Genomic DNA, 26,817 nt, shown 5'->3' with positions numbered 1-26,817 from the left:
GACGGCAGGCTATCGTTGGCCCGGGAAGCTTTTCACGACCGGGATGTCTCACGCTGTTAGCCAGCCGCGCTCCTGCGCGCTCCCCGTCGAGGTCCGTCATGCCGATCAAGATCGTTCCACGCTCTGCCTGTCGTGGGTCGGAGATCACCCCCGAAGCCGTCTACCTGTCCCGGCGCCAGCTGCTCGGTGCCAGCGGCGCCCTGCTCGCCGGCGCCGCACTGCCCGGCTGGGCGCTGGCCGCCGCCTCCAGCTACGGCGACGTCGAAGCCGCCAAGGGTCCGGACTGGTTCGAGCGCAAGCTGCCGGATACCCGCTGGCAGGCGGCCACGGTCAAGGGCGAGGACATCACCCCCTTCAAGGACGCCACCCACTACAACAACTTCTATGAATTCGGCCCGGACAAGAGCGATCCCGCGGCCCATGCCGCCCAGTTGCCGACCCAGCCCTGGAGCGTGGTGGTCGATGGCGAGGTGGGCAAGCCCGGCACCTACGGCCTGGAAGACCTCTTCGCCCCGGACACCCTGGAAGAGCGCATCTACCGCATGAGGTGCGTCGAGGCCTGGTCCATGGTCATCCCTTGGCTGGGCTTTCCGTTGGCCAGCCTGCTCAAGCGCGTCGAGCCCACCGGCAAGGCTCGCTACGTGAGGTTCGAGACGCTCAAGGATCCGCAGCACATGCCCGGCATGAATTCCAGCTTCGCCTTGCTGGACTGGCCCTATGTGGAAGGCCTGCGCCTGGATGAGGCCATGCATCCGCTGACGCTGATGACGGTGGGCATGTACGGGCGGGTGCTGCCCAATCAGAATGGCGCGCCGCTGCGCCTGATCGTGCCCTGGAAGTATGGCTTCAAGGGCATCAAGTCCATCGTCCGCATCAGCCTGGTGGAAGAGCAGCCGCGCACCACCTGGCAGGGCATGGCGCCCAACGAGTACGGCTTCTATGCCAACGTCAATCCGGAAGTGGATCACCCGCGCTGGAGCCAGGCCCGCGAACGGCGCCTGCCCAGCGGCCTGTTCAGCCCCAACGTGCGACCGACCCTGATGTTCAACGGCTATGGCGAGGAAGTGGCTTCGCTCTATAGCGGCATGGATCTGCGGAGAAACTATTGATGGGTGTACTGCTCTGGCGGGTGGCGGTGTTCGTCGCCGCGCTCTGCCCGCCGCTGTGGTGGCTGTACCAGGCCTGGATTTTCGCCCTCGGCCCGGACCCGGGCAAGGCACTGGTGGACAAGCTGGGCACCGGCGCCCTGGTGCTGCTGTTGCTGACCCTGAGTCTGACCCCACTGTCGCGCCTCACCCGCTGGAAGCTCTGGCCGGTGATCCGCCGCCAGCTCGGGTTATGGACCTTCACCTATGCCCTGCTGCACTTCCTCGGCTACCTGGCCTTCGTGCTGGGCTTCGACCTTTCGCAGCTGGGCGTGGAATTGCAGCGCCGACCCTACATCATCGTCGGGGCCGCGGCCCTGCTGATCCTGCTGGCCCTGGCCGTCACCTCCAATCGCCCGGCCATGCGCCGCCTGGGCAAGCGCTGGAAGGAGCTGCATCGGCTGGCCTACCTGGTGCTGGGCCTGGGGCTGCTGCACTACCTCTGGATCGTGCGTTCGGACCTGGAAGAGTGGGCGATCTACGCCGCCATCGGCGCCGCGCTGCTGGCCTTCCGGCTGGTGGATGGCTGGCGTCGCAAGAGACGCAGCCATCCGGCAACCCCTGTGCGTTGATTACGGCTGTCGAAGTACAGAGGGGAACCCTGTCCGCTTCGACAGACTAGGGGTGGTATTGAACAGGCCCGGCGCCGGTGGCCAGACCGTTGCCCTAGGCGGTCGATCAGCGCTGCGCGGCCTGGCGCAGGCCCTTCAGGGTGTTGAGCGGGGCATCCACCACGAAGCTGTTGGCCAGCCAGGACGGCACGCTGCCACCCGGCTCGCTCTGGGCCTCGTAGGTCACTTCCGAGCCGCCGTTCTTCGGCACCACGCGCCACTGACCCTGGAAGCTGGCGACCCGCACATAGCCGTCGGCGGCAGGCCGATAGTCCGGCTGGCCTTCGAGGGTGCGGGTAAAGCCGCCATCGGGGGTCTTCTGCTCGGTGATGTGCAGCACCACGTCACGGGCGGTCACCGGCCAGGGCATGTCGATGCGCATGTAGGTCCAGGCCTGGTTGTCCTGGCGCTTGAGCACCTGCAGCGACTGGCAGCGGAAGATCCACTTGCAGGAACCCACGGGGTCGTCCTGCAGCTTGGCGATGGTGGCCGGATCGGCCTTGATCTGGACCACGCCGCGGTAGGCCTTGTACTTGGAGCCGGCGACCGCGCGGGTGTAGACCTGGATGCCGTCTTCCTGCTTGGCGAGTTGCCAGTCCTCGGCCTGGGCCAGGCCGGTGGCTGCGAGCAGGGTCAGGGCGAGGATGGAGCGAAGCGGCTTGTGCATGGGACGTCCCTTGTTGTTGTGGTTGTCGGAGAGCGCAATTCAAAACCGGATCAGGCGGCGGTTTCACCTTCGAGGCGCAGCAGGATGGCCATGGCTTCGGCGCTGCTGGTGCCACAGAACGCCAGCTCGGCCTGGAAGCCGCCGCACACCGCCGGGCGCAGCGGCGAGCCGAACAGGTCGCAGCGGTTGGTGCTGTCCAGGTGGGCGCAGCGCACGCCGGAGGGCTTGCCCTGGGGCATGCGTGGCAGCGGTGAGGAGATCGACGGCGCGATGCAACAGGCGCCACAACCCGGACGGCACTCCATGGGTGAAACTCGCAGAGAAAGAGGCTTCAAGCTTAAGAGCAAGGCTGGGGCCTCACAAGCGAATCGTGACCAGATGTCGCTATCGAGTCATGAATGTAACATTCATTCGCACCTCGCCACGCAACCCCGCGGCCTTTCCACCGTCTTATCTGCGACGATCGAGGCGGCTCCCCGAGGGCGTGACGATGAAGCATTGGCTGGTGCTGGACCTGGAAGCGACCACCGACGAAGGCGGCTGGCCCCTGGAGTTGATGGAGATCATCGAGATCGGCGCGGTGATGGTGGACGCCGAGGGCCAGGAGCTTGGTCGCTACCAGAGTTTCGTCCAGCCCCGGCGGCTGCCGCTGCTGACGCCCTTCTGCCGCGACCTCACCCATATCAGCCAGGCCGACGTCGATGGCGCCGAGCCGCTGGAGAGCACCTGGCCGGCGTTCGAAGCCTGGCTGGGCGCCTACGAGACCACCCTCGCCGGCTGGTGCAGCTGGGGCGATTTCGACCGTCGCCTGCTTGAACGCGCCTGGCGCGAGCACGACCTGCATACCCACCTGGCCCGGGTGCCGCATCGCAATCTCAAGCAGGCCTTCGCCAAGGCCCGTGGCCTGGCGCGCCCGTTGGGACTCACCGCCGCCCTGGAGTCGGCGGGACTGGCCTTTACCGGGGTGCTGCACCGGGCCGAGACCGACGCCCGCAACACCGCCAAGCTGTTGCCCGCCAGCCTGCCGGCCTTCGCGCGCTAGCCTCGTCTGGAGCGGTGACAGTGGGCCTCGGCCTTGGGCATACTCGCCGACGGTCCCAACCGCTTTCGCACAAGGAAATCCGATGTTCAAGGTCAACGAATACTTCGACGGCACCGTCAAATCCATCGCCTTCAGCCTCAAGTCCAAGCCCGCCACCCTGGGCGTCATGGCCCCCGGTGAATACGAATTCGGCACCAGCCAGCTGGAAGTCATGCACGTGGTGGCCGGCGCCCTGACCGTCAAGCTGCCGGGCAGCGAGACCTGGGAAACCTTCGCCGCGGGCAGCCAGTTCACCGTGCCGGCCAATGCCAAGTTCCAGCTCAAGGTCGCGGAAGACACCGCCTACCTCTGCGAATACCACTGAGTCCGAGGGAGCCATGCGGCTCCCGCGCCTTGCGCTCCCGTCATTCGGCCGTCCCGGCCGGCTGGCGGCAGGCCGCTACCCCACCTGAACGCTTGCGCCGCGCCTCGGTCCTAAACGACACCGCCGCTTTCGGAGCCGTCGCCATGTCGCCAGCTGCAGCCCAGGGCCCTCGCCAGCCGAGCCACGCCCGCCCCTTCGAGCACCAGCCCCGGAATCTCCCGACGCATGGGATAGCCCTTGCGCAGGGCGTCGAACGCCTGGGCACGCGCCAGGGCCGGCAAGCCGAGGGTCGCGCGTAGCGCCGCATCGTCGTCGCGCGGATCATAGACCGCGCGGCAGACCCGCCTGAAGACAGTCGCCTCGGGCGTATCCCCGCTGAACACCAGGCGCTCCAGCTGCTGAGGCGGCAACAGATCGCCCAGATTCAGCCGCGGTGTCTCCCCGCTCCAGGCGCAGAAGGCCTCGTAGATCTCCGCCGTGCCGCGCCATTTGCCTTCCAGGCTATGGCCGGCGATATGGGGCGTCACCAGCTGGCACAGGCGGGCCAGTTCAGGATCGATGCCCGGCTCGCCTTCCCAGACATCCAGCGCCACCCTGAGCTCGGCGCCACCGGCCAGATGCGTCCGCAGCGCGGCGTTATCGACCACCTCGCCCCGGCAGGCATTGAGCAGCCAGGTCCCCGGGCGCAGGCTGGCCAGGCGAGCGGCATCGAACAGGTGCAAGGTGCGCTGCTCGCCGTCCCGGATCAGCGGGGTATGCAGACAGAGCACGTCGCAGCGCTCGAGCAATTCGTCGAGGCTGTGGAAGTCACCCCCCTCCGCGGCCTGGCGGGGCGGATCGCAGACCAGCACCGTCCAGCCCAGTCCGCGCAGCACCTCGGCCAGGCGGCCACCGACCTGCCCGGCGCCGACGATGCCATAGGTGCGCTGGGCCAGCTCGGCGCCGGCACCATCGGCCAGTGCCAGCAGGGCGCCGAGCACCCAGTCCACCACGCCGCGGGCATTGCAGCCTGGCGCATTGCTCCAGCGGATGCCGGCCTGGTCGAGATAGCCCAGGTCCAGGTGATCGGTGCCTATGGTGCAGGTGCCGACGAAGCCGACCCTGGACCCGGCCAGCAGAGCGGCGTCGACACGGGTGATGGAGCGCACCAGCAGCGCATCGGCGCGACTCACGGCGGCGCGATCGAAGGCGCGACCGGGAAGGCGTTCGAGGGTGGCGTGGGGCCCGAAGAAGGCGTCCAGCAGCGGAATGTTTTCGTCGGCGAGAATGTGCATGCCTGGGCACTCGCAAGGGCGGGGACCGGCACTTTAGCAGGCCATCGGCGGCAGGCAACGGTCGCCGCGAGGGTTGCCACCCGGGCCATGAGGACTAGACTATCGGCCCCGAAGCTGACCGAACGATCAAGTGACCTCCTCCCTGCCCCGCATCAGACGTGAATTCGGCGCCCTGCTCTCCCTGGCCGCGCCCATCGTCATCGCCCAGCTCTCCCATTCGGCCATGGGCTTCGTCGACGCCGTCATGGCCGGCCGGGTCGGCCCGCTCGACCTCGCCGCCGTCGCCCTGGGCAACTCCGTGTGGATTCCGGTGTTCCTGCTGATGACCGGCATCCTGCTGGCGACCACCCCCAAGGTAGCCGAGCGCCACGGCGGCGGCCGCAGCCAGGAGATCGGTCCGCTGGTGCGCCAGGCGCTGTGGCTGGCCCTGGGTTGTGGCCTCGTCGCCAGCCTGCTGCTGCTCAACGCCCGCCCGCTGCTGGTGGCCATGCATGTCGACGCCCAGCTGATCGGGCCGACCCTGCTCTATCTCAAGGGCATCGCCATGGGCCTGCCCGCCACCGCCTTCTACTATGTGCTGCGCTGCTTCAGCGACGGCCTCGGGCGTACCCGCCCAGCCATGCTGGTAGGGCTCGCCGGCCTGGCGCTGAACGTGCCGCTGAACTGGATCTTCATTTACGGCCACCTCGGCATGCCGGCGCTGGGCGGCGCCGGCTGCGGCTTCGCCTCCGGTACGGTGATGTGGGCGATGCTGCTGGCCATGCTGGCGATCATCCGCACCGAGCGCTATCGCGCCTGCGCCCTTTTCGCCCGCTTCGAGCGGCCCCATGGGCCGACGCTGCGCGCCCTGCTGGCCATCGGCGTGCCCATCGGCATCGCGATTTTCGCCGAATCCAGCATCTTTTCCGTGGTGGCCCTCTTGATCGGCGAGCTGGGGCCGACCGTGGTCGCCGGGCACCAGGTGGCGCTCAACTTCTCCGGGCTGGTGTTCATGGTGCCCCTGGCGCTGGGCATGGCGGTGACGGTGCGGGTCGGTCAGGCGCTGGGGCGCGGCGAACCACGCGAGGCGCGCTTTTCCGCCGGGGTCGGCATGGCTGCTGGGCTGCTCTGCGCCTGCGTTTCCTGCACCCTGATGCTGACCGCGCGCACGGCGATCGCCGGGCTCTATTCCCAGGACCTGGCGGTGATCCAGCTGGCGGCCTCGCTGCTGGTGTTCGCCGGCATCTTCCAGTTCTCCGATGCCATCCAGGTCACCGCCGCCGGCGCCCTGCGCGGTTACCAGGACACCCGCGCGACCATGATCATCACCCTGCTGGCCTACTGGGGCGTGGGCCTGCCGGTGGGCTGGGCACTGGGCCTGAGCGACTGGTTCGGTGCCCCACGGGGTCCGGCCGGCCTCTGGCAGGGGCTGGTGCTGGGCCTGACCTGCGCGGCCATCCTGCTGTCGGTGCGGCTGGCCCGCAGCGCCCGTCGACGCATCCACAGCGCCTAGCGCGCTGCCCTTGGTACACTGGCGCCCTCCCCCCGGCCGGCGGTCCTGCCGACCGGGACGGGCGTTTCCCTCTTTCGCGAGCGTGCGGCTTCGATGATCTTTCGCCTGCTACAACTCCTCTGCCTCTGCTTCCTGCTCATCGGCCCGGCTCAGGCCGCCCTGCCCGGACTGCCGGGCGCCCAGAAGGACCAGGTCGATCCGCAATTCGGCCAGTCCCTGGACCAGGTCATCAAGACCCTGGAGAGCGATCAGCAGCGCAATCGCCTGCTGGCGGATCTCAAGAAGCTGCAGGCGGCGCAGAACAAGGCCGAGCCCAGCGCCTCCCAGGGCGTGATCGGGCTGATCACCGATACCCTGACGGTGGTCGAGCAGCAGCTGCAACGCGACAACCTGCGCGAACGCTGGCAATACCAGCTGGACCAGGCCGGCGCCGAGCTGGCCGCCCTGGCGCCGGCGCCCGAACAGCGCCTCAACCTGCTCTCCGGCTTTGTCGTCACCCTGGCCTTCTGGGCCGGTTGCGCCCTGGGCCTGAAGACCATCAGCCATCGCCTGCGGGTGAGATTCGGACTGTCCGAGGAGTTGCCGCTCAGGCCGCGCACCCTGGACCTGGTCCGTTTCGCCCTGCGCAAGCTGGCGCCCTGGCTGCTGGCCTTCATCCTGACCCTGGTGGTGTCGCTGTGGCTGCCGGATTCGCTGGGCAAGACGGTGGCCGTCGCCCTGGCCTATGCCGCCGTCACCGGCCCGCTGTTCGCCGCTACCGTGGTGGTGATCTGCTCGCTGCCCAGCGGCGCCCATCGCAGTCGCGCCCTGCTGATCCTGCGCCGCCGCGCCTTCCGCCCGCTGTGGATCATCGGCAGCCTGGCCGCGCTGGGCGGCGCCGCCAGCGATCCGCACCTGGCCGAGACCCTGGGGCCACACCTGGCCGCGGTCATCGCCATCGGCGCCAACATCTGCGCGGCGCTGCTCACCGCCCAGTTCGCCCTGAGATTCCGCCGGCCCATCGCCCACCTGATCCGCAACCAGCCGCTGGCCAAGCGCCAGGCGCTGCACGGTCTGCAGGGCGTGCGCCACCTGATCGCCCGGCTCTGGCACCTGCCGCTGCTGATCCTGGTGGGGGTCTCGGTGGTCGCCACCTTCGTCTCCGCCGGCGATACCAGCGACGCCCTGCGCCGGGCGCTGCTGTTCGCCGTGACCATGGGCGCCGCCCTGGGGCTCAACGCCCTGGTGCGGGCGCGACTGCTGCGCCGGCGGCCGCACGGCCGCATCCAGGAAGCCTATGCCGAACGGCTGCGCGCCTTCTTCGTGCTGGTGCTGGGCATCGCCATCTGGCTGGTGGGCATCGAGCTGGCCCTGCGCGCCTGGAATCTCTCGCTGCTGAGATTCAGCCAGGGTGACGGCCATGCGGTCGCCAGCAAGTTCTTCGGCCTGGGTGGCACCCTGCTGCTGGCCTGGCTGGTGTGGATCCTGGCCGACACCGCCATCCACCGCGGCCTCAACCTGCACCGCGTCAGCCCGAACAACGCCCGCGCCCAGACCATGTTGCCGCTGATCCGCAACGTGCTGTTCCTGACCATCTTCGTCATCGCCCTGATCGTCGACCTGGCCAACATGGGCGTGAACGTCACCCCGCTGCTGGCCGGTGCCGGCGTCATCGGCCTGGCGGTGGGCTTCGGCGCCCAGAGCCTGGTGGCCGACCTCATCACCGGGCTGTTCATCATCATCGAGGACTCCCTGGCCATCGGCGACTACGTCGACGTCGGCAATCACCTGGGCACCGTCGAGGGCCTGACCATCCGCACCGTACGACTGAGGGACATCGACGGCATCGTCCACACCATCCCCTTCAGCGAGATCAAGAGCATCCAGAACTACTCGCGGCAATTCGGCTACGCCATCTTCCGCCTGCCGATTCCCCAGGCGCTGTCGGTGGACAAGGCCATCGAGATGGTCCAGGAGGTCGGCCGCTCGCTGCGCCAGGATCCGCTGATGGGCCGGGACATCTGGTCGCCGCTGGAGCTGCAGGGGGTGGAAAGCTTCGATTCCGGCATGGCGATCCTCAGATTCCGCTTCAAGACCGCGCCGATCAAGCAGTGGGAGGTGTCACGGGCCTTCAACCTCAGGCTCAAGCGCTACCTGGATGACGCCGGCATCGAGCTGGCTTCGCCACGCATGAACGTGCGTTACGAGGTGGGTGGCTCGCCGCTGGATCAGGCGACGCGGGGCGGCCAGGCGCCGAGCGAGGGCTGACCCCGCTGCGCTGGCACGACCGCCGGCCCTCGCGACCGACGGGAATAGCCTCTAGGGTGAGGATGACCTGTCCCGACGAGGCTTTACCATGCCCTTGCGCACCCTGCTCTGCTATGGCGACTCCAACACCCACGGCACCCGCCCCCTGACCCAGTCCGGCGTCCTCGAACGCTTCGGCTGGGACGAGCGCTGGACCGGCATCCTGGCCCGCGGCCTGGGCGCCGACTGGCGGGTGATCGAGGAAGGCCTGCCCGCTCGTACCACGGTGCACGACGATCCCATCGACGGCCATCACAAGAATGGCCTCAGCTATCTCAGGCCCTGCCTGGAAAGTCAGCTACCGGTGGATGTCCTGCTGCTGATGCTGGGCACCAACGACCTCAAGGCGCGGCTGTCGGTGACACCGGCGGACATCGCCAGCGCCCTGCAGGTGCTGCTGGAAGAGATCAGGCGCTGCAACGCCGGACCGGACGGTGCCACGCCCAGGCTCATCGTCATGGCGCCGGTGCCCATCGAGGAAGTGGGCTTTCTCGGCGAGATCTTCGTTGGTGGTGCGGCCAAGTCCCGCGAGTTGGCCGCACGTTATCGTCAGGTGGCCGAGGCCCAGGGCGCGGCCTTCGTCGACGCGGGCGAGATCATCCAGGTGAGTCCGGTGGACGGCGTGCATTTCGAGGCGGACCAGCATCGGCGGCTGGGGGAGCATCTGGTGGGGGTGGTCAGGGGCCTAGGTGTCGTCTGAACGTAGGCGCCCACAGTGGAAAACGCTGCGCGGTTTTCCACGCTACGACTCGCTTGGCACCGGCCTGTTGGGCTTCGACGAGGAAGCCGTCTCAACCCAACCTACGCCTCACTCCCTGTGTAGGAGCGGCCCATGGCCGCGATAGGAGGTTAGGCCCTGGCTCGAAGTGACGAGATGAGCCCGCTTTATCGCGACCCTGGCGGTCCGCCGATGCGGCCGCTCCTACAGGTGCTCGACAGGCTGCGGAGCGGTGCCTGACCTCACTCCACCTTCTTGCGAATCCAGTACAGATAACGCCCTTTTCCACCAGCTTATGGCCAAGGAAGCGACGTAGATTGGGTTGAGCGCGGCGAAGCCCAACGCCACGGGTTCAACATTGAAGTCAGCGATCCAGACCATAGCGCTGCCGCAGCGCACGGTACTGATTGCTGTAGTCCTGGTAACTCAGGTTTTTTGCCTGAAGCGCAGCCAATTCGTCTTCAAAGGTCAGCCCGGCAGGTGTAGAAGACGAGACAGCAGGCGTGATCGGCCTGGTGACAGGTGCGGGACGCATCTGACCCAGGAGCTCATCTACCACCGGATTGATCTTTGTCGCGGTCCCCTGCCACTTCATAAGGGAGAAACCGCCCTTACCCCGCAGGTGATAGTCAGCCTGACCCACCAGGCGCCCACTGGCGTCGCGTAGGGTCAGTTCGGCAGCTGACAAGTAAGGCACGCCGTCCCAGGTTTGCCGCGCGGTGTACTCAAGAACGTATGGGCACTCGCGTGGCACCTGTGTATAGCTTTCGGTAGGCACACCGTGCCGAGCAAAACCGGCCCGGACCACGGGGAGAAAGTCTTTAACCCAAACAGCAGGATTCTCTTGGATACACACCACATCCGGGCGTACGGCGACGGGCTGGACCTGTACCGACGTGCACCCCGCGAGAATGAGCGAGACAACACCGAGCATCCTGGCTTTCATATGAGGCTTCCCTGCTTGCTAGATCACTGATTGTGAACCAATTCACAATAGCAAAGCGAGCCTTCGCGCGCGCCTCACTCCACCTTCTTGCGAATCCAGTACAGATAACCCCCTTCCCCTTCGCTCTTTTCCACCAGTTCATGGCCGAGGAAGACGCAGAACTTGGGGATGTCGCGCTGGGTGGAGGGGTCGGTGGCGATGACCTTGAGCAGGGCGCCGGGGGCGATGTCGCGCACCTTGTTGTGCAGCATCATCACCGGCTCCGGGCAGTTCAGCCCGCTGGCGTCGAGGGTGGCATCGGCTTCGAGGGTCATGGGGTCTCCAGGAATAGAACGGTTACAGCGATCTGCATTCAGAGCCTGACGGCGGCCTAGGGTTTCCGATCCAGCCGGCGCAGATGACAGGTCACTTCCTCGCGGTCGTGGTAGAGCTGCTTGCAGCCGATGGTGACGCGCTGGCCGCGAGCGGCGAAATGCGCGTGCAGCCGCTCGAGGATACCGGCCACTTCGCGATAGCGCTGTTTCATCGGCAGCTTGAGATTGACCACCGCCTCGCGGCAATGACCCTCGCCGATCCAGCGTTCGATCAGGGCCGCGGTGCGCGCGGGCTTCTCGACGATGTCGCAGACCATCCAGTCGACCGGGTGCTTGGGCACGAAGGCGTAGCCATCGACCTGCAGGTGCTCGACGAGGCCGCTGTCCATCAGCGCCTCGTTCATGGGGCCGTTGTCCACCGCCGTCACCAGCATCTCGCGGGCCACCAGCTGCCAGGTCCAGCCGCCCGGGGCGGCGCCCAGATCCACGGCGCGCATCTCGGACGACAGCCGCGTCTCCCAGTCTGCACGGGGGATGAAGTGGTGCCAGGCCTCTTCCAGCTTGAGGGTCGAGCGACTGGGGGCCTCGCGCGGGAATCTCAGCCGCGGGATGCCCATGGGCCAGAGCGCGGCGTTGTCCGGTTCGACCAGGCCGACGAAGACCTCGCGCCCGCTGAGAAAGGTCAGCTGCAGGCGTGGCGCCCGGGCATCGTCCACCAGGCGGCCGGCCTTGCGCAGCGCCAGGGTCAGGGGGCGTTCGAACTTCTTGCAGAAGGTGGAGAGCGCCTTGCCGTCGTTGGTGTCGGGCATCTCCAGGGCCAGGCTGCCGCAGACGGGATAGTCCGCCAGCAACTCGAGCAGCGGACCGATGCGATCCTGCTCGGGCAGGCTGAGAAAGGCGCCACGCGACCACTGGCGGGGAAAGATCAGCTCGGCGAAGCTGAGCTGCTGCATCAACCGCGCCGCGTCCGCCGCGTCGCCGCAGACGAATTCGGCATAGGCCGCACCCGGCTTGCCCTTGGCGTAGCCGGCCACGCCGAGCAGCGCCGCCCGTTCGCCGAGCTCGGCGCAGACCTCGCCTTCGAATCCGGTACGGCACAGCAGCAACAGGGTATTCACGACAGGGCTTCCTCAAGGGGTCACGCAGGGCGCGCACTATACCCCAGCGCGCCCACTGGGGAACGCCGGCGGCGCCTATCGGTCCAGTACTACACCTAGAAAAATCAGTCCGCCCAGCGCTGGTTCGGCTCTCTTTCACCTTTCGAGGCCCGAACGGCCAGCGGGCAACCGTCGAAACGTCGATTAGGAGACCCCTGATGCCAGCCCTGGACAGCCTCAATAGCCTCAAGACCCTGCAGGTCGGCGAGCGCACCTATCACTACTACAGCCTGCCCGATGCGGCCAAGACCCTGGGCAATCTCGACCAGTTGCCCAAGTCGCTCAAGGTGCTGCTGGAGAACCTGCTGCGCTGGGAAGACAACCAGACCGTCACCGGCGAAGACCTCCAGGCCCTGGCCGACTGGACCAAGACCCGCTCCGCCGACCGCGAGATCCAGTACCGCCCAGCGCGGGTGCTGATGCAGGACTTCACCGGCGTACCGGCGGTGGTCGACCTGGCTGCCATGCGCGAAGCTGTGGCCAAGGCCGGCGGCGATCCGCAGCGGATCAATCCGCTCTCCCCCGTCGACTTGGTGATCGACCACTCGGTGATGGTGGACCGCTACGCCAGCGAGAACGCCTATCACGAGAACGTCGAGATCGAGATGGAGCGCAATGGCGAGCGCTACGCCTTCCTGCGCTGGGGCCAGAACGCCTTCGACAACTTCCGCGTGGTGCCACCGGGCACCGGCATCTGCCACCAGGTCAACCTGGAATACCTGGGCCGCAGCGTCTGGACCAAGGACGAAGACGGCCGCACCTATGCCTTCCCCGACACCCTGGTGGGTACCGACTCCCACACCACCATGATCAATGGCCTGGGCGTGCTGGGCTGGGGCGTGGGCGGCATCGAGGCCGAGGCGGCCATGCTCGGCCAGCCGGTGTCCATGCTGATCCCCGAGGTGGTGGGCTTCAAGCTGACCGGCAAGCTGCGCGAGGGCATCACCGCCACCGACCTGGTGCTGACCGTGACCCAGATGCTGCGCAAGAAGGGCGTAGTGGGCAAGTTCGTCGAATTCTTCGGCGACGGCCTGGCCACCCTGCCCCTGGCCGACCGCGCCACCATCGGCAACATGGCCCCGGAATACGGCGCCACCTGCGGCTTCTTCCCAGTCGACCAGATCACTCTGGACTATCTGCGCCTGTCCGGTCGCCCCGAGGAAACCGTGCAGCTGGTGGAGGCCTACACCCAGGCCCAGGGCCTGTGGCGCAATCCCGGCGACGAGCCGGTGTTCACCGATGTGCTGGAACTGGACATGGGCGAGGTCCAGTCCAGCCTGGCCGGTCCCAAGCGGCCCCAGGACCGCGTGCTGCTCGGCGAGGTCGCCAAGACTTTTACTGACTTCACCGCGCTGGCGCCGAAAAAGGCCGAGGCCGCCAAGGTCGGCAGCAGCGTCGAGGTCCAGGTGAATGGCGAGACCTTCCAGCTGGAAGACGGCGCCGTGGTCATCGCCGCCATCACCTCCTGCACCAACACTTCCAACCCCAGCGTCATGATGGCTGCCGGTCTGCTGGCGAAGAAGGCCGCCGAGAAGGGCCTGATGCGCAAGCCCTGGGTCAAGTCGTCCCTTGCCCCGGGCTCAAAGGTGGTGACCGACTACTACAACGCCGCGGGCCTCACGTCCTATCTCAACGACCTCGGCTTCGACCTGGTCGGCTACGGCTGCACCACCTGCATCGGCAACTCCGGTCCGCTGCTCGATCCGATCGAGAAAGCCATCCAGGACGCCGACCTCACCGTAGCCTCGGTGCTGTCCGGCAACCGCAACTTCGAAGGCCGGGTGCATCCCCTGGTCCGGACCAACTGGCTGGCGTCGCCGCCGCTGGTGGTGGCCTATGCCCTGGCCGGCAGCGTGAAGGTCGACCTGACCCAGGAGCCGCTGGGCACCGGCAACGATGGTCAGCCGGTCTATCTGAAGGACGTCTGGCCCACCCAGCAGGAAGTGGCCGACGCCGTGCAGAAGCTCGACACCGCCATGTTCCACAAGCAATACGGCGCCGTGTTCGACGGCGACGAGAAGTGGCAGGCCATCCAAGTGCCGGACGCCGAGACCTACGTCTGGGACGCCGACTCCACCTACATCCAGAATCCGCCGTTCTTCGAGGGCATCGCCGGCGATCCGCCCCGCATCGCCGACATCCACGACGCCCGCATCCTGGCGCTGCTGGGCGATTCGGTCACCACCGACCACATCTCCCCCGCCGGCAACATCAAGAAGGACAGCCCCGCCGGCCGCTACCTGGCCGAGCATGGCGTGGACTACGCCGACTTCAACTCCTATGGCTCCCGCCGCGGCAATCACGAAGTCATGATGAGAGGCACCTTCGCCAACATCCGCATCAAGAATGAGATGCTCGGTGGCGAGGAAGGCGGCAACACCTTCCACGTGCCCACCGGTGAAAAGCTGTCGATCTACGACGCGGCCATGAAATACGAGCTGGAAAACACCCCGCTGGTGATCATCGCCGGCAAGGAATACGGCACCGGTTCCTCCCGTGACTGGGCGGCCAAGGGCACCAACCTGCTGGGCGTGAAAGCCGTTGTCGCCGAGAGCTTCGAGCGTATCCACAGATCCAACCTGGTGGGCATGGGCGTGCTGCCGCTGCAGTTCAAGGACGGCGTGGATCGCAAATCCCTGGGGCTGACCGGCAAGGAGAAGATCGCCGTGCTGGGCATCGACGGCGTCGAATTGCGTCCGCGCATGCCGCTGACCCTGGAGGTCACCCGCGAGGACGGCAGCCGCGAAAGCGTGGAAGTGCTCTGCCGCATCGACACGCTCAACGAGGTGAGCTACTTCAAGGCCGGCGGCATCCTGCACTTCGTGCTGCGGGAGTTCCTGGCCAAGCCGGCGGCTTGAGGTCACGCGCCCCGGTCACGCCGACCGGGGCAACCTCTCACTTCTAGCATAAGCGTTCGCGCCATCTGGGCTCGAACGGCGGGACTCCACCAGGACGCTCTGGCTGATAACGCACAGGCTTTCAGCTAAACTTGTGAGTGACCTGTGAGAGGTATCCTCATGCCCCAGCCCAATCTGGATAGGAAACGCCGCTACTTCGTACGCATGCGGCAGGCCAACTATGCAGCCAGCTTGAAACTGGAAGGCTTCGACCTGAAATCTGACGTCCCGGAAACCGTGGGGAAAGATAAGCACGCCCTACTTGCGCACTACCGACGTCTGAGCCAGGCGCAATGATCGATAAGTACGGAGCCAGCCAGGATCCGTACTGCTATCCCGGTACCACGACCTTACGCAACCTGCTCGACATCCGAGATGATGAACTCCTGGCTGCAGCCGAGCGCGACCTTTCTCGCCTCGCGGCCAGCAAGTTGACGTTCGAGCTACCGCCCTACAACCTTGACTATCTGTGCCAGTTGCATCGACTGTTGTTCCAGGACATTTACCCCTGGGCTGGCGAACTGCGCACCCTCGACATTGCCAAGGACAGCACCCGCTTCTGTACAGTGCGCCGGCTGGTACCCGAGGCCAGCAAGCTGTTTTCCAAACTGCAGGCCGAAAACTGGTTCGAAGGGCAATCTCGTGACGTACTGATCGGGCTGAGCGCCGAGCTCTACGGCGATCTGAACATGGTGCACCCTTTCCGCGATGGCAACGGCCGTGCCCAGCGCCTGCTGTTCGAGCATCTCATCATCAATGCGGGCTACGAGATCGATTGGTCACTGGTGACGCGCGATGAATGGATAGCTGCCAATATCGACGCCGTCCACTGCGACTACCTTGCACTGGAACAAATATTCTCTCGCTGCATAGGCTCAGCTATCGAGTGAGTGGCCTCAGCCCTCTAGTAAGCCTTGCGCTCCTCGCCCAAACCCCTCGACCACTTCCTGCAACGCCCCGAGAAAGGGCGGATGGATCAGCCACAGCTGGATCTCCGGCTTGAAGTCCTTCAGCGGGATCGCGGCCAGGCGGTCGCGGTGGGCGCTGCGGGCCAGCAGCGGCGCTGGGACCAGGCCGAGGCCCTGGCCGTCGGCGACCAGACCGAGCTGGAGTTCGGTGCCGTAGGTCTCCAGGTTGATGCGCAGCGCCTGGCCCTGCTCGGCCAGGGTGCGTTGCAGACTGGAGCGAAAACCGCAGCCGTCGGGATTGAGCACCCAGCCCTGGCCCTGGATGTCGGCCAGCCGCTGCGCCCTGCCCGGTACCTGGTCATGGGCACCGACTACCTGCAAGGACATGGCGCCCAGTGGCCGGGCCTCGACGCCATCGGGAAACACCTTGTTGGCCGGAAACAGCACCAGGGCGCCGTCCAGCTCACCCTGCTCGATACGGTTGACCAGCACGCTGCCCCAACCCGTCGCCACCTGGGTGCGCAGCTCCGGGTAGCGGGTGCGGATGTCTTTCACGGCCTCCAGCAACAGCGCATCGCCCAAGGTCTGGGGTACGCCCAGGCGCAGCAGCCCGGAGGGCGGCGCATCGCCCGCCACCCGCTCGCGCAGGGCGTCCATCTCGCGCAGGATGGCACGGCAATGCCCATAGACCTCCTGCCCCAGGCGGGTCGGCTTGAGCGGCTTGGTGTGGCGGTCGAGCAAGTCGACGCCGAGGTCCTGTTCGAGACTCTGCAGGCGGCGGGTGATGGCCGGCTGGGTGAGCCCCAGGGACAGGGCAGCGGCATTGAGGGAGCCGCTGCGAATCACCGCGACAAAGGCTTCGATATCGTCGGTCTTCATGAGGAGGCGTCTGACTTCCCGTTGCTGGACATGCGCCTCAAGCATAACGCAAGGCCGCCTCCGTGGGTGTCGTACTCAGCGTTGCGCGGTCTGCGCCGGGGGTTCCAGGGCTGCCTGGAAGCCGTCGTAAAACAGGCGACTGGCCTCATAGCCCTTGACCAGCCCTTCGCCGGCAAAGAAGTCGACGGTGCGCTGGGCCTGGGCGATGGCCGCAGGAGTCACCGGTCCGATAGCGGTGCGCGCCCGGGCGAACCAGGCCTGGGCGATGGCGGCGTCGGCACGGGTACGCTCGGCCCAGGCGCTGGCGTAGCGCGCCGTGTGTTCGGGATCGGCATTGGCCCAGGTCCGGGCCTGCTGCAGCCGCCGGAGAAAATCGGCGATGGCCTGGTGCCGGGCGACATCGTTCAGCGCACCCTGACTGGCCACTACGAAACTCTGCGCGGGGATCAGGCCCTCGGCGGTGGTGAGCACCCGGGCGCCGTGGCGCTGGGCCTGGGTGACATAGGGTTCCCAGGTGGCGATGGCGTCCACCGAGCCGCCTTCCAGGGCATGGGAGGCGTCCAGGGCGTTGAGATAGCGGAAGTTCACCTGCTCGCGCGGCACCCCGGCGCGGTCCAGCGCGGCCAGCGCCAGCTGCTGGCTCCAGGAGCCCTTCCAGATGGCCACCGTCTTGCCCTGCAGATCCGCCAGGCTATGGATGCTGGAGTCGCCGCGCACCAGCACTGCCACCCCTTCCAGGCTCTGGCGGCTGATGCCGACCACCCTGATCGGTGCGCCCAGGGCACCGAGGAACAGCGGCGGCGCATCGCCCAGCAGGCCCAGGTCGAGGCTGCCGACATTGAGCGCCTCGGCCACCGGCGAGCCGGCGGTGAATTGCTTCCATTCCAGTTGATACGGCAGGTTGCTCAGGACGCCGGCGGCTTCCATCACGGTGCGGGTGTTGTAGCTCTGGTCGCCCACCACCAGGGTGGTGGCCAGGGCCTGGGTAGCGGCCAGCAGGCCGAGGGTAAGGCCGACGAGGGTCTTGCGCAGCATGGAAATTCCTCAGGTGTAGGCGCGGATGTCGGGATATTGGTCGTTGACCGCATAGCGCCCGACCTCCAGCACCTTGTAGGCCAGAGGGTCGTGCAGGCTGTGGGTCCGCACATCACGCCAGAAGCGATCCAGGCCCAGGCGGTTGTGGGTGGCGCGGGCGCCCAGGGCATCGAATACCCGGGTGGTGACATCGAGGGCGGTACGGGCGGCCAGTACCTTGGCGCTGGCCACGGCGATGGCCGTCTCGCCGCGCAGCTCGGCGGTGAAGGCGTCATCGGCGGCCAGCAAGGCGTCCACCTGCCGCGCGGCCACATCGGCCAGGGCCACGGCGCCCTGCTGGGCGATCCAGAGTTCGCCCACCTGGCTCACCACCAGTTGGTCCTCGCTGGCGCTGGCGGCGAGGGAATGCACCCAGGGCCGCGCCTCGGCGTGCAGATAGCGCCGCGCCTCGCGCAGGGCGCCCTGGGCGGCGCCCAGGTAGTACTGGGTGAAGGCCGACTGATTGACCGGGGTGCGGATCACCGCGGCGAAGTCACCCGCGTCTTCCAGGTCGCAGACCTGGGCTTCCTCGGGGCTGGCCCAGACTTCCGTGAGGGTGAAGCTGCCGCTGTCGCTGCGGGCCACGCCGAAGTGGTCCCAGTCGTCGGCATAGGCCAGTCCCGGCCGGTCCGCCGGCAGGGTGACCATCAGGCGCGCCCCGCTCTCTCGATCGCGGGCGCTGATGGTGAGCCGATCGGCGAAGGCGGCGCCGCTGCAGAATCCCTTGCGCCCGGTCAGGCGATAGCCGCCACCAGCGACCGGGGTGGCGAGGATGTCGTCATCCCGTGGATTGACCACCCCGGCCAGCCACAGCCGGCCTTCGGCGATTTCCGCCAGCAGGCGGTCACGCCGCGGCTGGGGTTCGCGGCGCAGGTTCACGGTATTGAGCAGGTGATAGCCGAAGAGCAGGCCCACCGAGCCGTCACCGGCAGCGATCTCGCGCAGCACGCGCATGGCCAGCGACCAGGGCTGGCCGGCACCTCCGAGCCGCACAGGTATGACCAGGTTGGTCAGGCCGCTGTCCTTGAGTCGTTGCAGCTGGGCATCGGGACGAATGCGGTCGCGCTCGTCGGCCACCACCCGGGCGGCGAACTCCGCGCCGATCTCGCGGGCCAGCGTCAGCCAGCCCTCGGCATCCTTGGATGTGCTCATCTAGTCCTCCAATGGGCCGAGGCCCAGGTGATCTCTCAGGGTCTCGCCCTGGTACTGGCGCCGGAACAGCCCGCGACGCTGCAGGTGCGGCACCACGCTCTCGCTGAACTCGACGAAGGAACCCGGCAGGTAGCCGGGGGAAATCACGAAGCCGTCGCAGCCACCGGCTTCGAACAGCTCGGCCAGCTGGTCGGCGATCTGGGCACCGGTACCCACCAGTTGCGGTACGCGGACGCTGGCGGCGTAGCTGCGACCCAATTCGGCCAGGGTGGTGCGCGACCCCAGCGCCAGCAGCTTCTCGGCAGCGGGCGGCGGCAGGTCGGCGACCTCGACCACCTCGCCCAGGGCGGTATCCAGGGTGAAGCGCGACAGGTCGATGTTGAGCTGGGAGCAGAGGGTGATCAGCCCCACTTCCGGTTGCGCCAGGGCGTTGTGTCTTTCCTGCTTGGCACGGGCCTCGGCTTCGCTGCCGCCGATGAAGGGCATCACCGAGGTGAGGATCTTGCAGCCATCCGGCGAGCGCCCCTGCTCCAGCACCTGGCGACGGACGTCGTCGCGAAAGGCACGCATGGCGGCGAGATTGGGCTGGATGGTGAAGATGGCCTCGGCCCAGCGCGCGCCGAAGCGTCGGCCGCGGCCGCTGGAACCGGCCTGGATCAGCACCGGCCGCCCCTGGGGACTGCGCGGGATATTGAGCGGCCCTTCCACGCGGAACCAGTCGCCCTGGTGATCGAGGGCGCGCACCTGCGCAGGGTCGGCCAGCACGCCGGCGGCCCGATCCAGGCGCAGCGCGTCGGCTCCCCAACTGCGCCACAGCTTGATGGCCACCTCGACGAATTCGTCGGCGCGGTCGTAGCGCAGGTCGTGCTCCAGGTGGCGCGCCTTGCCGAACAGCCGGCCCTCGCTGTCGTTCATCGAGGTGACGATGTTCCAGGCCGCGCGCCCGCGGGACAGGTGGTCCAGAGTGGCGAAGGCCCGCGCCACATGAGCCGGCTCGTAGTAGGTGGTGGAACGGGTGCAGCCCAGGCCAAGGCGGCGGGTATGGGCCACCAGGTAGGAGAGCAGCGGCAAGGGGTCGAGCCGGGTGGCGTCCTGGGCGCCCAGGCGCAGGGCGGTCTCCCGCGAGCCGCCGAGCTGGTCGCCGACCGCCAGGCGGTCGGCGAAGAACAGGAAGTCGAACAGCCCTTCCTCTAGCGCCTTGGCCGCACGTACGTAGTAGTCCGGGTCGAGGAAGTCGCCCTGGGTCTCGGGATGGCGCCAGACGGCGTGGCTATGGACGACGGGACCGGCCAGCAGGAAGCCGGCGAGGTGCAGTTGACGGCTCATCGGCTGGCCTCCCGGGGCGTCTGCAGATAGCGGTTGAAGCTTTGGTCATAGAGCGGCTTGACGTCGTAGGGCTGCTGCAACACTCCGGCCTTGACCAGGAAATCGGCGGTCTGCTGGCCGTCGGCGAGGGTCTGGACGCTGATCGGCTCGACCCAGGTGGCGTCGCGGCGGAACCAGCTCTCGGCGATGGCCGGATCGGAGTTGTTGCGCTTGGCCCATGCCTGGGCATAGACGTCGACGTGGTCCCGCGCCCAACTGCGCGCCCGCTGCAAACGGGCGACGAAATCGCCGATGGCGGCGCGGTTCTCGTCCAGGTGGCCGGTGTTAGCCACCACATAGACTGGAGCCGGCATCAGGTCCTTGGCGGTGACCAGCACCCGTCCGCCCTGGCGTTCCACCATGCTGACATAGGGCTCCCAGGTCGCGGTGGCATCCAGGGTGCCCTGGCTTACGGCGGCGACCGCCTCGGTGGGCATCAGGTAGCTGTAGTGCGGCGCATCGCTGGGCAGGCCGGCCTGTTCCAGCGTCGAATAGACCAGTTGCTGGCTCCAGGAGCCCTTCCAGATGGCCACGCGCTTGCCAGCCAGGTCCGCCACCGTCTTGATCGGCGAATCCTTGCCGACCACGATGGCGGTGCCGTCCGGGCGGTTGCGGGTCACCGCCACTACCTTGACCGGGCCACCGCGGGCCGCCAGGGCAATCACCGGGGTGTCGCCGACGATGCCCAAGTCGATGGAGCCAACGTTGAGCGCCTCCACCACCGGCCCGCCGGCGTTGAATCTCTTCCACTCGATCTGGTACGGCAGATCCTTGAGTTCGCCGGCCTGCTCCAGCAGGGTGCTGCTGTAGTAGAACTGGTCACCGATGGTGAGGGTGACCGCCTGGGCCAGGCCGGCGGAGGTGCCGGCCAGCAGGCCGGCGGCGAATAGCAATCCCTTGATCACGAAGGCGTCTCCTCGAGGGTATCGGGAGCGCTCCGTGGGTACGGTCGCGCGGTGGGTTGGTCAGAAAGTGTCAGCCGGTGCGACGAGCGTCGGCCAGGCGCGCGGCGACCTTCTCCCTGGTCAGGGGAATCAGCTCGCGACCGTATTCGACGGCGTCGTTAAGCGGATCGAAGCCGCGGATCAGGAAGCTGTCGACGCCCAGGTCGTAGTAGTCCAGCAGGGCATCGGCCACCTGCTCGGCGGTGCCCACCAGGGCGGTAGAGTTGTGCCCACCGCCGACCAGGGCGGCGATGCCAGTCCAGAGCCGGCGATCTACCCGGTCGCCCAGGGCCACGGTATCGCGCAGGCGCTGGGCCCCGACCGCCTCCGGCTTGGCCGGATGTACGGCGCCTTCTGCGGCCAGGCGCGCCTTGGCCTGTTGGCGGATGGCCTCGGCCTTGGCCCAGGCGGCCTCCTCGGTGTCGCCGAGGATCACCCGGAAGGAGACGTTGAACCTGGGGGTACGGCCGTGGCGTGCAGCTTCGGCGCGGACCGCGGCGATGGTCTCGCGGGTCTGGGCCAGGGATTCGCCCCACAGCGCGAAGACATCGGCGTGCTTGCCGGCCACCCGCAGGGCGGCGGGCGAGGAGCCGCCGAAATAGACCGGCAGGCTCGGCTGCTGCAGCGGCTTGATGGCGGAGAAGCCGTTCGCCACCCGGTAGTGCTCGCCCTCGTGGTCGAAGGGCTGGGTGCTGGTCCACTCCTGGCGCACCACGTCGAGGAATTCCTCGGTGCGGGCGTAGCGCTGGTCGTGGTCGAGCCAGTCACCGTCCTTGCGCTGCTCCCCGTCGCTGCCGCCGCTGATGATGTGCACCGCCAGGCGGCCGTCGAGCAGATGGTCGAGGGTCGCCAGCTTGCGCGCCGCCAGGGTCGGGGCGACGAAACCGGGCCGATGGGCCAGCAAAAACTTGAGCTTCTGCGTCGCCTGCCCCGCCAGGGCGGTGACGAGGAAGCCGTCGGGTTGATCGGACCAGTAGCCGACCAGGATACGGTCGAAACCAGCCTGCTCGTGGGCCTGGGCGAAGCGGGTGACGTAGCCTTTGTCGAAGATGGGACCGGAGGGGGCGATGATCTCGGAGGTGAGGCGATGGCCGATCATGCCGAGGAATTGAACGCTCATGGTGGTGAATCCCGTGCCGAGGTAAGGGGATGCCTTCTTGGAAGGCGTTGGCTGGGGTCCACCTTAGGCAGGCAAGGCATAAGAAGGAAATTCCTTATGCGCATATCCTAATTCAAGTTTTATTTACTACACGCATTTAAGGTGGATAGCGCAGAGCTTCCTTATGTGGCCGCGCCCGCACCGTAGCGTGGAAAACGGCGCAGCCTTTTCCACTGGGGATCGGGTGCGAAGGGTGCCCTCACCCCAGCCCTCTCCCAGGGGGAGAGGGGGTGGTCCGAGCGAGGGTTGAGCTCCGTAGCGCGGAAAACGGCGCAGCCTTTTCCACTGGAGGACTTCGCTGCGAAGGGCGCCCTCACCCCAGCCCTCTCCCAGGGGGAGAGGGGGTGGTCCGAGTGAGGGTTGAGGTCCGTAGCGTGGAAAACGGCGCAGCCTTTTCCACTGGGGATCGGGTGCGAAGGGTGCCCTCACCCCAGCCCTCTCCCAGGGGGAGAGGGGGTGGTCCGAGTGAGGGTTGAATGCTGCTGCTCCCGGGGCAAAGTCGGTGGCCTGTTGGGCTTCGACGGTGGAGCCGTCTCAACCAACCTAGGTGCTATTCCGTAGGTTGGGTTGAGCGCAGCGAAGCCCAACAAAAGGTGCCAGACCCTACCGCTGCATGCCCCACTTCTTCACCGTCAGCCGTTCCAGGGTGGCGAAGACCAGGCCCTCCACCAGCAGGCCGATGATGATCACCGCGGCCAGGCCGGCGAAGACGCGGTCGGTGTAGAGCTCGTTGCGATTCTGGAAGATGTACCAGCCCAGGCCGCCCTTGCCGCTGGAGGCGCCGAACACCAGCTCGGCGGCGATCAGGGTGCGCCAGGCGAAGGCCCAGCCGATCTTCAGGCCCGAGACGATGGCCGGCAGCGCCGCCGGGATGAGGATCAGCCCGACGTACCTCAGGCCCTTGAGGCCATAGTTGCGTCCTGCCATGCGCAGGGTGTCGGAGACGCCGAGAAAACCCGAATAGGTGTTGAGCGCCATGGGCCAGAGCACCGAATGCACCAGCACGAACACCAGGCTGTTCTCGCCGAGGCCGAACCAGAGCAACGCCAGGGGCAGCAGGGCGATGGCCGGCAGCGGATTGAACATCGAGGTCAGGGTGCCGAGCAGGTCGCGACCGAACTGGGTGGAGACGGCCAGGGCGCTCAGCGCCAGGGCCAGGACCACGCCCAGCAGATAGCCCTTGAGCAGGGTGCCGAGGGAGATGGCGACCTTGGCCGGCAACTCGCCGGTCGCCAGGCCATCCCAGAAGGCGGCGGCGGTCTGCAGGAAGCTGGGCAGCAGCAGGTCGTTGCCCTGCCAGCGGGCGGCCACTTCCCAGGCCAGCATCAGGATCGCCAGGATCACCAGCTTGCGCAGCCAGGCCTGGCTCCACAGGCGCGTCGCCAGGGGTAGCTCGACCGCCAGCGGCAAATCGTCGAGGGGCGCGAGGTCCCGTTGGTATTCGGCCCGCACCGGGGGCTGTCGAGTCATGGGTCTACCTCGAAACTAGTAGGAAATGCGGCCCTGGACGATGGCCTGCTGCAGGCGCAGGCGCTCGTCGGCGACCTCCGGTGGCAGGGTCTGGACGTCGTCGGGGAACAGCAGGTTGTGGATGCGCAGTGCGGTGCTCTGGAATTCGGCGCCGCCGAAGTCCTCGAGGCCGAACTGGTGGCAGTTGAGTTCCGCGCGGACCCTGCCCGGATGGGGCGACAGGAGCAGGATGCGATTACCCACCACCAGCGCCTCTTCGATGGAATGGGTGACGAACAGCAGGGTGAAGCGCACCTCGTCCCAGAGCGCCAGCAGTTCTTCCTGCATCTTGCGCCGGGTCAGGGCGTCCAGGGCGGCGAAGGGTTCGTCCATCAGCAGGATCTTGGGCTGCATGGCCAGGGCCCGGGCGATGGCCACCCGCTGCTTCATGCCGCCGGAAAGATGATGCGGATAGGCATCGACGAAGCGCGCCAGGCCGACCTTGTCCAGGTAGTGCAGCGCCCGCTCGCGCGCCTCGCCACGACTGGCCTGGCGACTGGCGAGCAGCGGGAACATGGTGTTCTCCAGCACCGTCTTCCACGGCGGCAGCTGATCGAACTCCTGGAACACCACGATGCGGTCCGGTCCCGGGCCCTTGATCGGCTGGCCTTCCAGACGGATCTCGCCATGCAGCGGCGGCAGAAAGCCCGCCACCGACTTGAGCAGACTGGACTTGCCGCAGCCGGACGGGCCGAGCAGGACGAAACGGTCGGCGCCATGCACCTCGAAGGATACCTGGTGGGTGGCCCGCACCCGGCGCTCGCGGGTGCGGTATTCGAGGTCGAGATCCTGCACCTGCAGCAACGGCTGGGTCTGCGCCAGGGTCAGGTGTGGGCGGGAAGCGAGAGGAGCGTTCATGGTCGTCTCCTCCCTCAGAAAGGCGCATCGCCCTGGATGGTGGTGCGATACAGCTTGCGCCTCATATGGTTGGGGCAGCCGGCCGCCAGGTGCAGCAGCGAGCGATTGTCCCAGAACACCAGGTCGTGGGGCTGCCACTGGTGGCGATAGAGGTGCTCGGGCTTGACGCTGTGGGCGTACAGCTCGGCCAGCAGCTCGCGGGACTCGTCTTCCGGCAGGCCGACGATATGGGTGGTGAAGCCCTCGCTGACGAACAGCGCCTTGCGACCGTTCTCCGGATGGGTGCGCACCACCGGATGCACCACCGCCTTGACCTCGGCCAGTTGCTCGGCAGTCAGGGTCGGCCGCCAGTTGCCCTCGAACTTGGGCTTGGCATAGGTGGCGGTGTAGGAATGCTCCGCCTGCAGACCGTCGACCTGGCGCTTGAGCGCTGCCGGCAGGGTGTCGTAGGCCAGGTGCATGTTGGCGAAAATGGTATCGCCGCCCTCCTCCGGCAACTCCTGGGCATGCAGCATGGAACCCAGGCTCGGCAGCTCCTTGTAGGAGAGATCCGAGTGCCAGAACTTGCCGGCGTCGCCCAGGCCGATCGGCTGACCGTCTTCGACGATGTTGGAGACGATGAGGATCTCCGGGTGGCCGGCCAGGTGGAATTGCTTGAGCACATGGATCTGCAACTCGCCGAAGCGGCGACTGAAGGCGATCTGCTCCTCGGGGGTGATGCGCTGGTCGCGAAACACCACCACATGGTGGTCCAGGTGGGCGCGATGGACGCGGGCGAAGTCGTCGGCATTGAGCGGCCGGGCCAGATCGATGCCGAGGATCTCGGCACCCAGGTTGCCGAAGGGACGGATCTCGAAAGTCTGGCCGGCGGCCGGACGGGGGGATGCGAGAGTCATTGGAGTTTTCTCCTTGGTGGTCCAGCTCAGCTGCCGGGACGCTCGTGGGCTTCGGGGAAGAAGTAGTCCTGCCAGGAGGCAGCCTGGTGTTTCAGCACGCCCAGCTCGTGCAGCTTCTGGGCGTAGACGAAGGTGCGCTGGGGCTCGACGGTGAAGTCGATCTCCGGGTCCTCGACGATGCGCTGCACCAGGGCCAGCGGCAGCTTGGAATGCTCGACGCGGATATAGGCCTCGGCGGCCGCTGCCTTGTTGGCGCGGATGAAGGCGGCGGCTTCCACCAGGGCGTCATAGAAGGCGCGGTAGGTCTTGGGATTCTCGTCGTGGAATTTCTCGGTGGTGTAGAGCACGTTGAAGGTGCCCGGTCCGCCGAGGACGTCGTAGCTGCTGAGGATGCGGTGGACCCGGGGATTCTCCAGCGCCTGGTACTGGAATGGCGGGCTGGAGAAGTGGGTGGTGATCTCCGCGCCGCCCGCCATCACGGCGGCACTGGCATCGGGGTGCGGCAGACTCACGCTGATGGCATCGAATTTCCTGAACTGGGCATCGCCGAAGACCTTGGCCGTTTCGATCTGCAGGGTGCGCGACTGGAAGCCCACGCCCGCCGCCGGCACGGCGATGCGGTCCTGGTCGGTCAGATCCTTGATCGACCTGACCTCGGCGCGATTGCTCAGCAGGTAGTTGGGCATGGCGCCCAGGGCGGCGATGGCCTTGACGTTCTGCCGTCCGCGGGTGCGATCCCAGACGGTCAGCATCGGCGGCACCCCGGCGGAGACCACGTCCAGCGAGCCGGCCAGCAGCGCCTCGTTCATGGCGGTGGCGCCGGAGATGCTGTTCCAGTCCACCTGGATGTCCAGGCCGGCGGCCTTGCCGTGCTTTTCGATCAGCTGCCGATCGCGCACCACGTCGAGGATCAGATAGCCGATGCCGAATTGCTGGGCGATGCTGATCCTGCCTTCGGCGGCAGCACCGCCTGCGAAGCCCAGGGCACCCACCACGGCGGCGAGTACCGCCAACCCCTTCCCTACCCTGCTCATCATCCCGCTCCGTGCCGACTGGCCATCCGAAAGCGTTATAGGCTAATGAGCTGTTATAACTTTTGGTAAAGACGGAATTTGACTAACGATATGCAGTGACGGCGCAGCTCAGGTGCGCCGTCACTT

The 26,817-nt window shown here is 67.1% G+C and carries 26 protein-coding genes; 10 read left to right on the top strand and 16 right to left on the bottom strand.

Features of this window, described 5'->3' with window-relative positions:
• The first annotated feature begins 98 nt into the window (after positions 1–98).
• Together msrP and msrQ are read left to right on the top strand one after the other, a co-directional pair.
• Positions 99–1,109, top strand: coding sequence for a protein-methionine-sulfoxide reductase catalytic subunit MsrP (gene msrP / locus QKY98_RS21980; RefSeq protein ID WP_027601163.1), 1,011 nt, complete (start codon positions 99–101; stop codon positions 1,107–1,109).
• Entirely contained in the window at positions 1,109–1,717 is a 609-nt protein-coding gene (msrQ, locus tag QKY98_RS21975) for a protein-methionine-sulfoxide reductase heme-binding subunit MsrQ (RefSeq protein WP_093249011.1), read from the top strand. The genes msrP and msrQ overlap by 1 nt, the downstream gene beginning before the upstream one ends.
• Before the next feature lie 106 nt (positions 1,718–1,823).
• On the opposite strand, the gene QKY98_RS21970 is transcribed toward msrQ, so the two are convergent.
• Together QKY98_RS21970 and QKY98_RS21965 are read right to left on the bottom strand one after the other, a co-directional pair.
• Positions 1,824–2,423, bottom strand: coding sequence for an START domain-containing protein (locus QKY98_RS21970; RefSeq protein ID WP_007162268.1), 600 nt, complete (start codon positions 2,421–2,423; stop codon positions 1,824–1,826).
• 50 nt (positions 2,424–2,473) lie between these two features.
• On the bottom strand, positions 2,474–2,728 hold the full coding sequence (locus QKY98_RS21965) for a YkgJ family cysteine cluster protein (RefSeq protein ID WP_027597778.1): 255 nt from the start codon (positions 2,726–2,728) through the stop codon (positions 2,474–2,476).
• A gap of 185 nt (positions 2,729–2,913) precedes the next feature.
• On the opposite strand from QKY98_RS21965, the gene QKY98_RS21960 reads away from it, so the two are divergent.
• Positions 2,914–3,465 carry a 3'-5' exonuclease gene (locus QKY98_RS21960; protein WP_007162266.1) on the top strand — a complete coding sequence of 184 codons (552 nt, stop codon included), beginning with the start codon at positions 2,914–2,916 and terminating at the stop codon, positions 3,463–3,465.
• An 82-nt stretch (positions 3,466–3,547) separates the two neighbouring features.
• Positions 3,548–3,829, top strand: a complete 282-nt coding sequence (gene ppnP / locus QKY98_RS21955; RefSeq protein ID WP_027597776.1) for a pyrimidine/purine nucleoside phosphorylase — start codon at positions 3,548–3,550, stop codon at positions 3,827–3,829.
• Positions 3,830–3,939: 110 nt separating this feature from the next.
• Here the strand turns inward: ppnP and pdxB are convergent, their stop codons facing one another.
• The gene (gene pdxB, locus QKY98_RS21950) at positions 3,940–5,103 is read right to left on the bottom strand and encodes a 4-phosphoerythronate dehydrogenase PdxB (protein ID WP_284671591.1); all 1,164 of its coding nucleotides are present in this window, start codon (positions 5,101–5,103) and stop codon (positions 3,940–3,942) included.
• 130 nt (positions 5,104–5,233) lie between these two features.
• Here pdxB and QKY98_RS21945 point away from each other — a divergent pair, with 130 nt between their 5' ends.
• From QKY98_RS21945 to QKY98_RS21935, 3 genes are all read left to right on the top strand, one after another.
• The gene (locus tag QKY98_RS21945; RefSeq protein ID WP_150338523.1) at positions 5,234–6,595 is read left to right on the top strand and encodes an MATE family efflux transporter; all 1,362 of its coding nucleotides are present in this window, start codon (positions 5,234–5,236) and stop codon (positions 6,593–6,595) included.
• A 93-nt stretch (positions 6,596–6,688) separates the two neighbouring features.
• Positions 6,689–8,842 (top strand): mechanosensitive ion channel family protein, encoded by a 2,154-nt coding sequence (locus QKY98_RS21940; RefSeq protein WP_284671590.1) that lies wholly within the window; start codon positions 6,689–6,691, stop codon positions 8,840–8,842.
• An 88-nt stretch (positions 8,843–8,930) separates the two neighbouring features.
• Positions 8,931–9,581, top strand: a complete 651-nt coding sequence (locus QKY98_RS21935; protein WP_284671589.1) for an SGNH/GDSL hydrolase family protein — start codon at positions 8,931–8,933, stop codon at positions 9,579–9,581.
• A 382-nt stretch (positions 9,582–9,963) separates the two neighbouring features.
• Here QKY98_RS21935 and QKY98_RS21930 read toward each other — a convergent pair whose 3' ends face one another.
• The 3 genes from QKY98_RS21930 to rlmM all read right to left on the bottom strand — a co-directional run bounded on the left by QKY98_RS21930 (position 9,964) and on the right by rlmM (position 11,977).
• Positions 9,964–10,545: an Sbal_3080 family lipoprotein gene (locus QKY98_RS21930; protein ID WP_042136367.1), complete on the bottom strand. Its 582-nt coding sequence runs from the start codon at positions 10,543–10,545 to the stop codon at positions 9,964–9,966.
• A 74-nt stretch (positions 10,546–10,619) separates the two neighbouring features.
• Complete coding sequence (tusA, locus tag QKY98_RS21925; RefSeq protein WP_284671588.1) at positions 10,620–10,859, bottom strand: sulfurtransferase TusA; 240 nt, start codon at positions 10,857–10,859, stop codon at positions 10,620–10,622.
• A gap of 56 nt (positions 10,860–10,915) precedes the next feature.
• Positions 10,916–11,977: a 23S rRNA (cytidine(2498)-2'-O)-methyltransferase RlmM gene (gene rlmM, locus QKY98_RS21920; protein WP_027597770.1), complete on the bottom strand. Its 1,062-nt coding sequence runs from the start codon at positions 11,975–11,977 to the stop codon at positions 10,916–10,918.
• A gap of 197 nt (positions 11,978–12,174) precedes the next feature.
• Here rlmM and acnA point away from each other — a divergent pair, with 197 nt between their 5' ends.
• The 3 genes from acnA (at position 12,175) to QKY98_RS21905 (ending at position 15,803) form a co-directional block, all read left to right on the top strand.
• Positions 12,175–14,874 (top strand): aconitate hydratase AcnA, encoded by a 2,700-nt coding sequence (gene acnA / locus QKY98_RS21915; RefSeq protein WP_027597769.1) that lies wholly within the window; start codon positions 12,175–12,177, stop codon positions 14,872–14,874.
• A gap of 159 nt (positions 14,875–15,033) precedes the next feature.
• Positions 15,034–15,210, top strand: coding sequence for a YhfG family protein (locus QKY98_RS21910; protein WP_143008566.1), 177 nt, complete (start codon positions 15,034–15,036; stop codon positions 15,208–15,210).
• Positions 15,207–15,803: a Fic/DOC family protein gene (locus QKY98_RS21905; protein WP_027597768.1), complete on the top strand. Its 597-nt coding sequence runs from the start codon at positions 15,207–15,209 to the stop codon at positions 15,801–15,803. The genes QKY98_RS21910 and QKY98_RS21905 overlap by 4 nt, the downstream gene beginning before the upstream one ends.
• Before the next feature lie 6 nt (positions 15,804–15,809).
• On the opposite strand, the gene QKY98_RS21900 is transcribed toward QKY98_RS21905, so the two are convergent.
• The 10 genes from QKY98_RS21900 to QKY98_RS21855 all read right to left on the bottom strand — a co-directional run bounded on the left by QKY98_RS21900 (position 15,810) and on the right by QKY98_RS21855 (position 26,694).
• Entirely contained in the window at positions 15,810–16,700 is an 891-nt protein-coding gene (locus QKY98_RS21900) for a LysR family transcriptional regulator (RefSeq protein ID WP_284671587.1), read from the bottom strand.
• 75 nt (positions 16,701–16,775) lie between these two features.
• Positions 16,776–17,741 carry an ABC transporter substrate-binding protein gene (locus QKY98_RS21895; protein ID WP_502945099.1) on the bottom strand — a complete coding sequence of 322 codons (966 nt, stop codon included), beginning with the start codon at positions 17,739–17,741 and terminating at the stop codon, positions 16,776–16,778.
• Between the two features lie 3 nt (positions 17,742–17,744).
• Positions 17,745–18,926 carry an acyl-CoA dehydrogenase family protein gene (locus tag QKY98_RS21890; protein WP_284671585.1) on the bottom strand — a complete coding sequence of 394 codons (1,182 nt, stop codon included), beginning with the start codon at positions 18,924–18,926 and terminating at the stop codon, positions 17,745–17,747.
• On the bottom strand, positions 18,927–20,252 hold the full coding sequence (locus QKY98_RS21885; RefSeq protein ID WP_284671584.1) for an LLM class flavin-dependent oxidoreductase: 1,326 nt from the start codon (positions 20,250–20,252) through the stop codon (positions 18,927–18,929).
• Positions 20,249–21,196: an ABC transporter substrate-binding protein gene (locus tag QKY98_RS21880; protein WP_284671583.1), complete on the bottom strand. Its 948-nt coding sequence runs from the start codon at positions 21,194–21,196 to the stop codon at positions 20,249–20,251. Before QKY98_RS21880 ends, QKY98_RS21885 begins: the two co-directional genes overlap by 4 nt.
• A 70-nt stretch (positions 21,197–21,266) precedes the next feature.
• Positions 21,267–22,355 (bottom strand): LLM class flavin-dependent oxidoreductase, encoded by a 1,089-nt coding sequence (locus QKY98_RS21875; protein WP_284671582.1) that lies wholly within the window; start codon positions 22,353–22,355, stop codon positions 21,267–21,269.
• 642 nt (positions 22,356–22,997) lie between these two features.
• Positions 22,998–23,864 carry an ABC transporter permease gene (locus tag QKY98_RS21870; RefSeq protein WP_027597761.1) on the bottom strand — a complete coding sequence of 289 codons (867 nt, stop codon included), beginning with the start codon at positions 23,862–23,864 and terminating at the stop codon, positions 22,998–23,000.
• 15 nt (positions 23,865–23,879) lie between these two features.
• Positions 23,880–24,761: an ABC transporter ATP-binding protein gene (locus QKY98_RS21865; RefSeq protein WP_027601178.1), complete on the bottom strand. Its 882-nt coding sequence runs from the start codon at positions 24,759–24,761 to the stop codon at positions 23,880–23,882.
• A 14-nt stretch (positions 24,762–24,775) separates the two neighbouring features.
• Entirely contained in the window at positions 24,776–25,657 is an 882-nt protein-coding gene (locus QKY98_RS21860) for a TauD/TfdA dioxygenase family protein (protein ID WP_058792811.1), read from the bottom strand.
• A gap of 26 nt (positions 25,658–25,683) precedes the next feature.
• Complete coding sequence (locus QKY98_RS21855; RefSeq protein ID WP_502945098.1) at positions 25,684–26,694, bottom strand: ABC transporter substrate-binding protein; 1,011 nt, start codon at positions 26,692–26,694, stop codon at positions 25,684–25,686.
• Between the last annotated feature and the right edge of the window lie 123 nt (positions 26,695–26,817).

Source organism: Pseudomonas sp. HR1 (assembly GCF_030175875.1).
GTDB lineage: Bacteria > Pseudomonadota > Gammaproteobacteria > Pseudomonadales > Pseudomonadaceae > Chryseomonas > Chryseomonas oryzihabitans.
This window is presented reverse-complemented; position numbering and strand designations above follow the sequence as displayed.

Coding starts and splice junctions, on each gene's coding strand:
- QKY98_RS21860 (WP_058792811.1), bottom strand. CDS start 25,657: ATGACTCTCGCATCCCCCCGTCCGGCCGCCGGCCAGACTTTCGAGATC.
- QKY98_RS21905 (WP_027597768.1), top strand. CDS start 15,207: ATGATCGATAAGTACGGAGCCAGCCAGGATCCGTACTGCTATCCCGGT.
- QKY98_RS21875 (WP_284671582.1), bottom strand. CDS start 22,355: ATGAGCGTTCAATTCCTCGGCATGATCGGCCATCGCCTCACCTCCGAG.
- QKY98_RS21960 (WP_007162266.1), top strand. CDS start 2,914: ATGAAGCATTGGCTGGTGCTGGACCTGGAAGCGACCACCGACGAAGGC.
- pdxB (WP_284671591.1), bottom strand. CDS start 5,103: ATGCACATTCTCGCCGACGAAAACATTCCGCTGCTGGACGCCTTCTTC.
- QKY98_RS21865 (WP_027601178.1), bottom strand. CDS start 24,761: ATGAACGCTCCTCTCGCTTCCCGCCCACACCTGACCCTGGCGCAGACC.
- QKY98_RS21855 (WP_502945098.1), bottom strand. CDS start 26,694: ATGATGAGCAGGGTAGGGAAGGGGTTGGCGGTACTCGCCGCCGTGGTG.
- QKY98_RS21940 (WP_284671590.1), top strand. CDS start 6,689: ATGATCTTTCGCCTGCTACAACTCCTCTGCCTCTGCTTCCTGCTCATC.
- QKY98_RS21930 (WP_042136367.1), bottom strand. CDS start 10,545: ATGAAAGCCAGGATGCTCGGTGTTGTCTCGCTCATTCTCGCGGGGTGC.
- acnA (WP_027597769.1), top strand. CDS start 12,175: ATGCCAGCCCTGGACAGCCTCAATAGCCTCAAGACCCTGCAGGTCGGC.
- QKY98_RS21885 (WP_284671584.1), bottom strand. CDS start 20,252: ATGAGCCGTCAACTGCACCTCGCCGGCTTCCTGCTGGCCGGTCCCGTC.
- ppnP (WP_027597776.1), top strand. CDS start 3,548: ATGTTCAAGGTCAACGAATACTTCGACGGCACCGTCAAATCCATCGCC.
- QKY98_RS21965 (WP_027597778.1), bottom strand. CDS start 2,728: ATGGAGTGCCGTCCGGGTTGTGGCGCCTGTTGCATCGCGCCGTCGATC.
- QKY98_RS21910 (WP_143008566.1), top strand. CDS start 15,034: ATGCCCCAGCCCAATCTGGATAGGAAACGCCGCTACTTCGTACGCATG.
- QKY98_RS21935 (WP_284671589.1), top strand. CDS start 8,931: ATGCCCTTGCGCACCCTGCTCTGCTATGGCGACTCCAACACCCACGGC.
- QKY98_RS21900 (WP_284671587.1), bottom strand. CDS start 16,700: ATGAAGACCGACGATATCGAAGCCTTTGTCGCGGTGATTCGCAGCGGC.
- tusA (WP_284671588.1), bottom strand. CDS start 10,859: ATGACCCTCGAAGCCGATGCCACCCTCGACGCCAGCGGGCTGAACTGC.
- QKY98_RS21970 (WP_007162268.1), bottom strand. CDS start 2,423: ATGCACAAGCCGCTTCGCTCCATCCTCGCCCTGACCCTGCTCGCAGCC.
- QKY98_RS21890 (WP_284671585.1), bottom strand. CDS start 18,926: ATGAGCACATCCAAGGATGCCGAGGGCTGGCTGACGCTGGCCCGCGAG.
- msrP (WP_027601163.1), top strand. CDS start 99: ATGCCGATCAAGATCGTTCCACGCTCTGCCTGTCGTGGGTCGGAGATC.
- msrQ (WP_093249011.1), top strand. CDS start 1,109: ATGGGTGTACTGCTCTGGCGGGTGGCGGTGTTCGTCGCCGCGCTCTGC.
- QKY98_RS21870 (WP_027597761.1), bottom strand. CDS start 23,864: ATGACTCGACAGCCCCCGGTGCGGGCCGAATACCAACGGGACCTCGCG.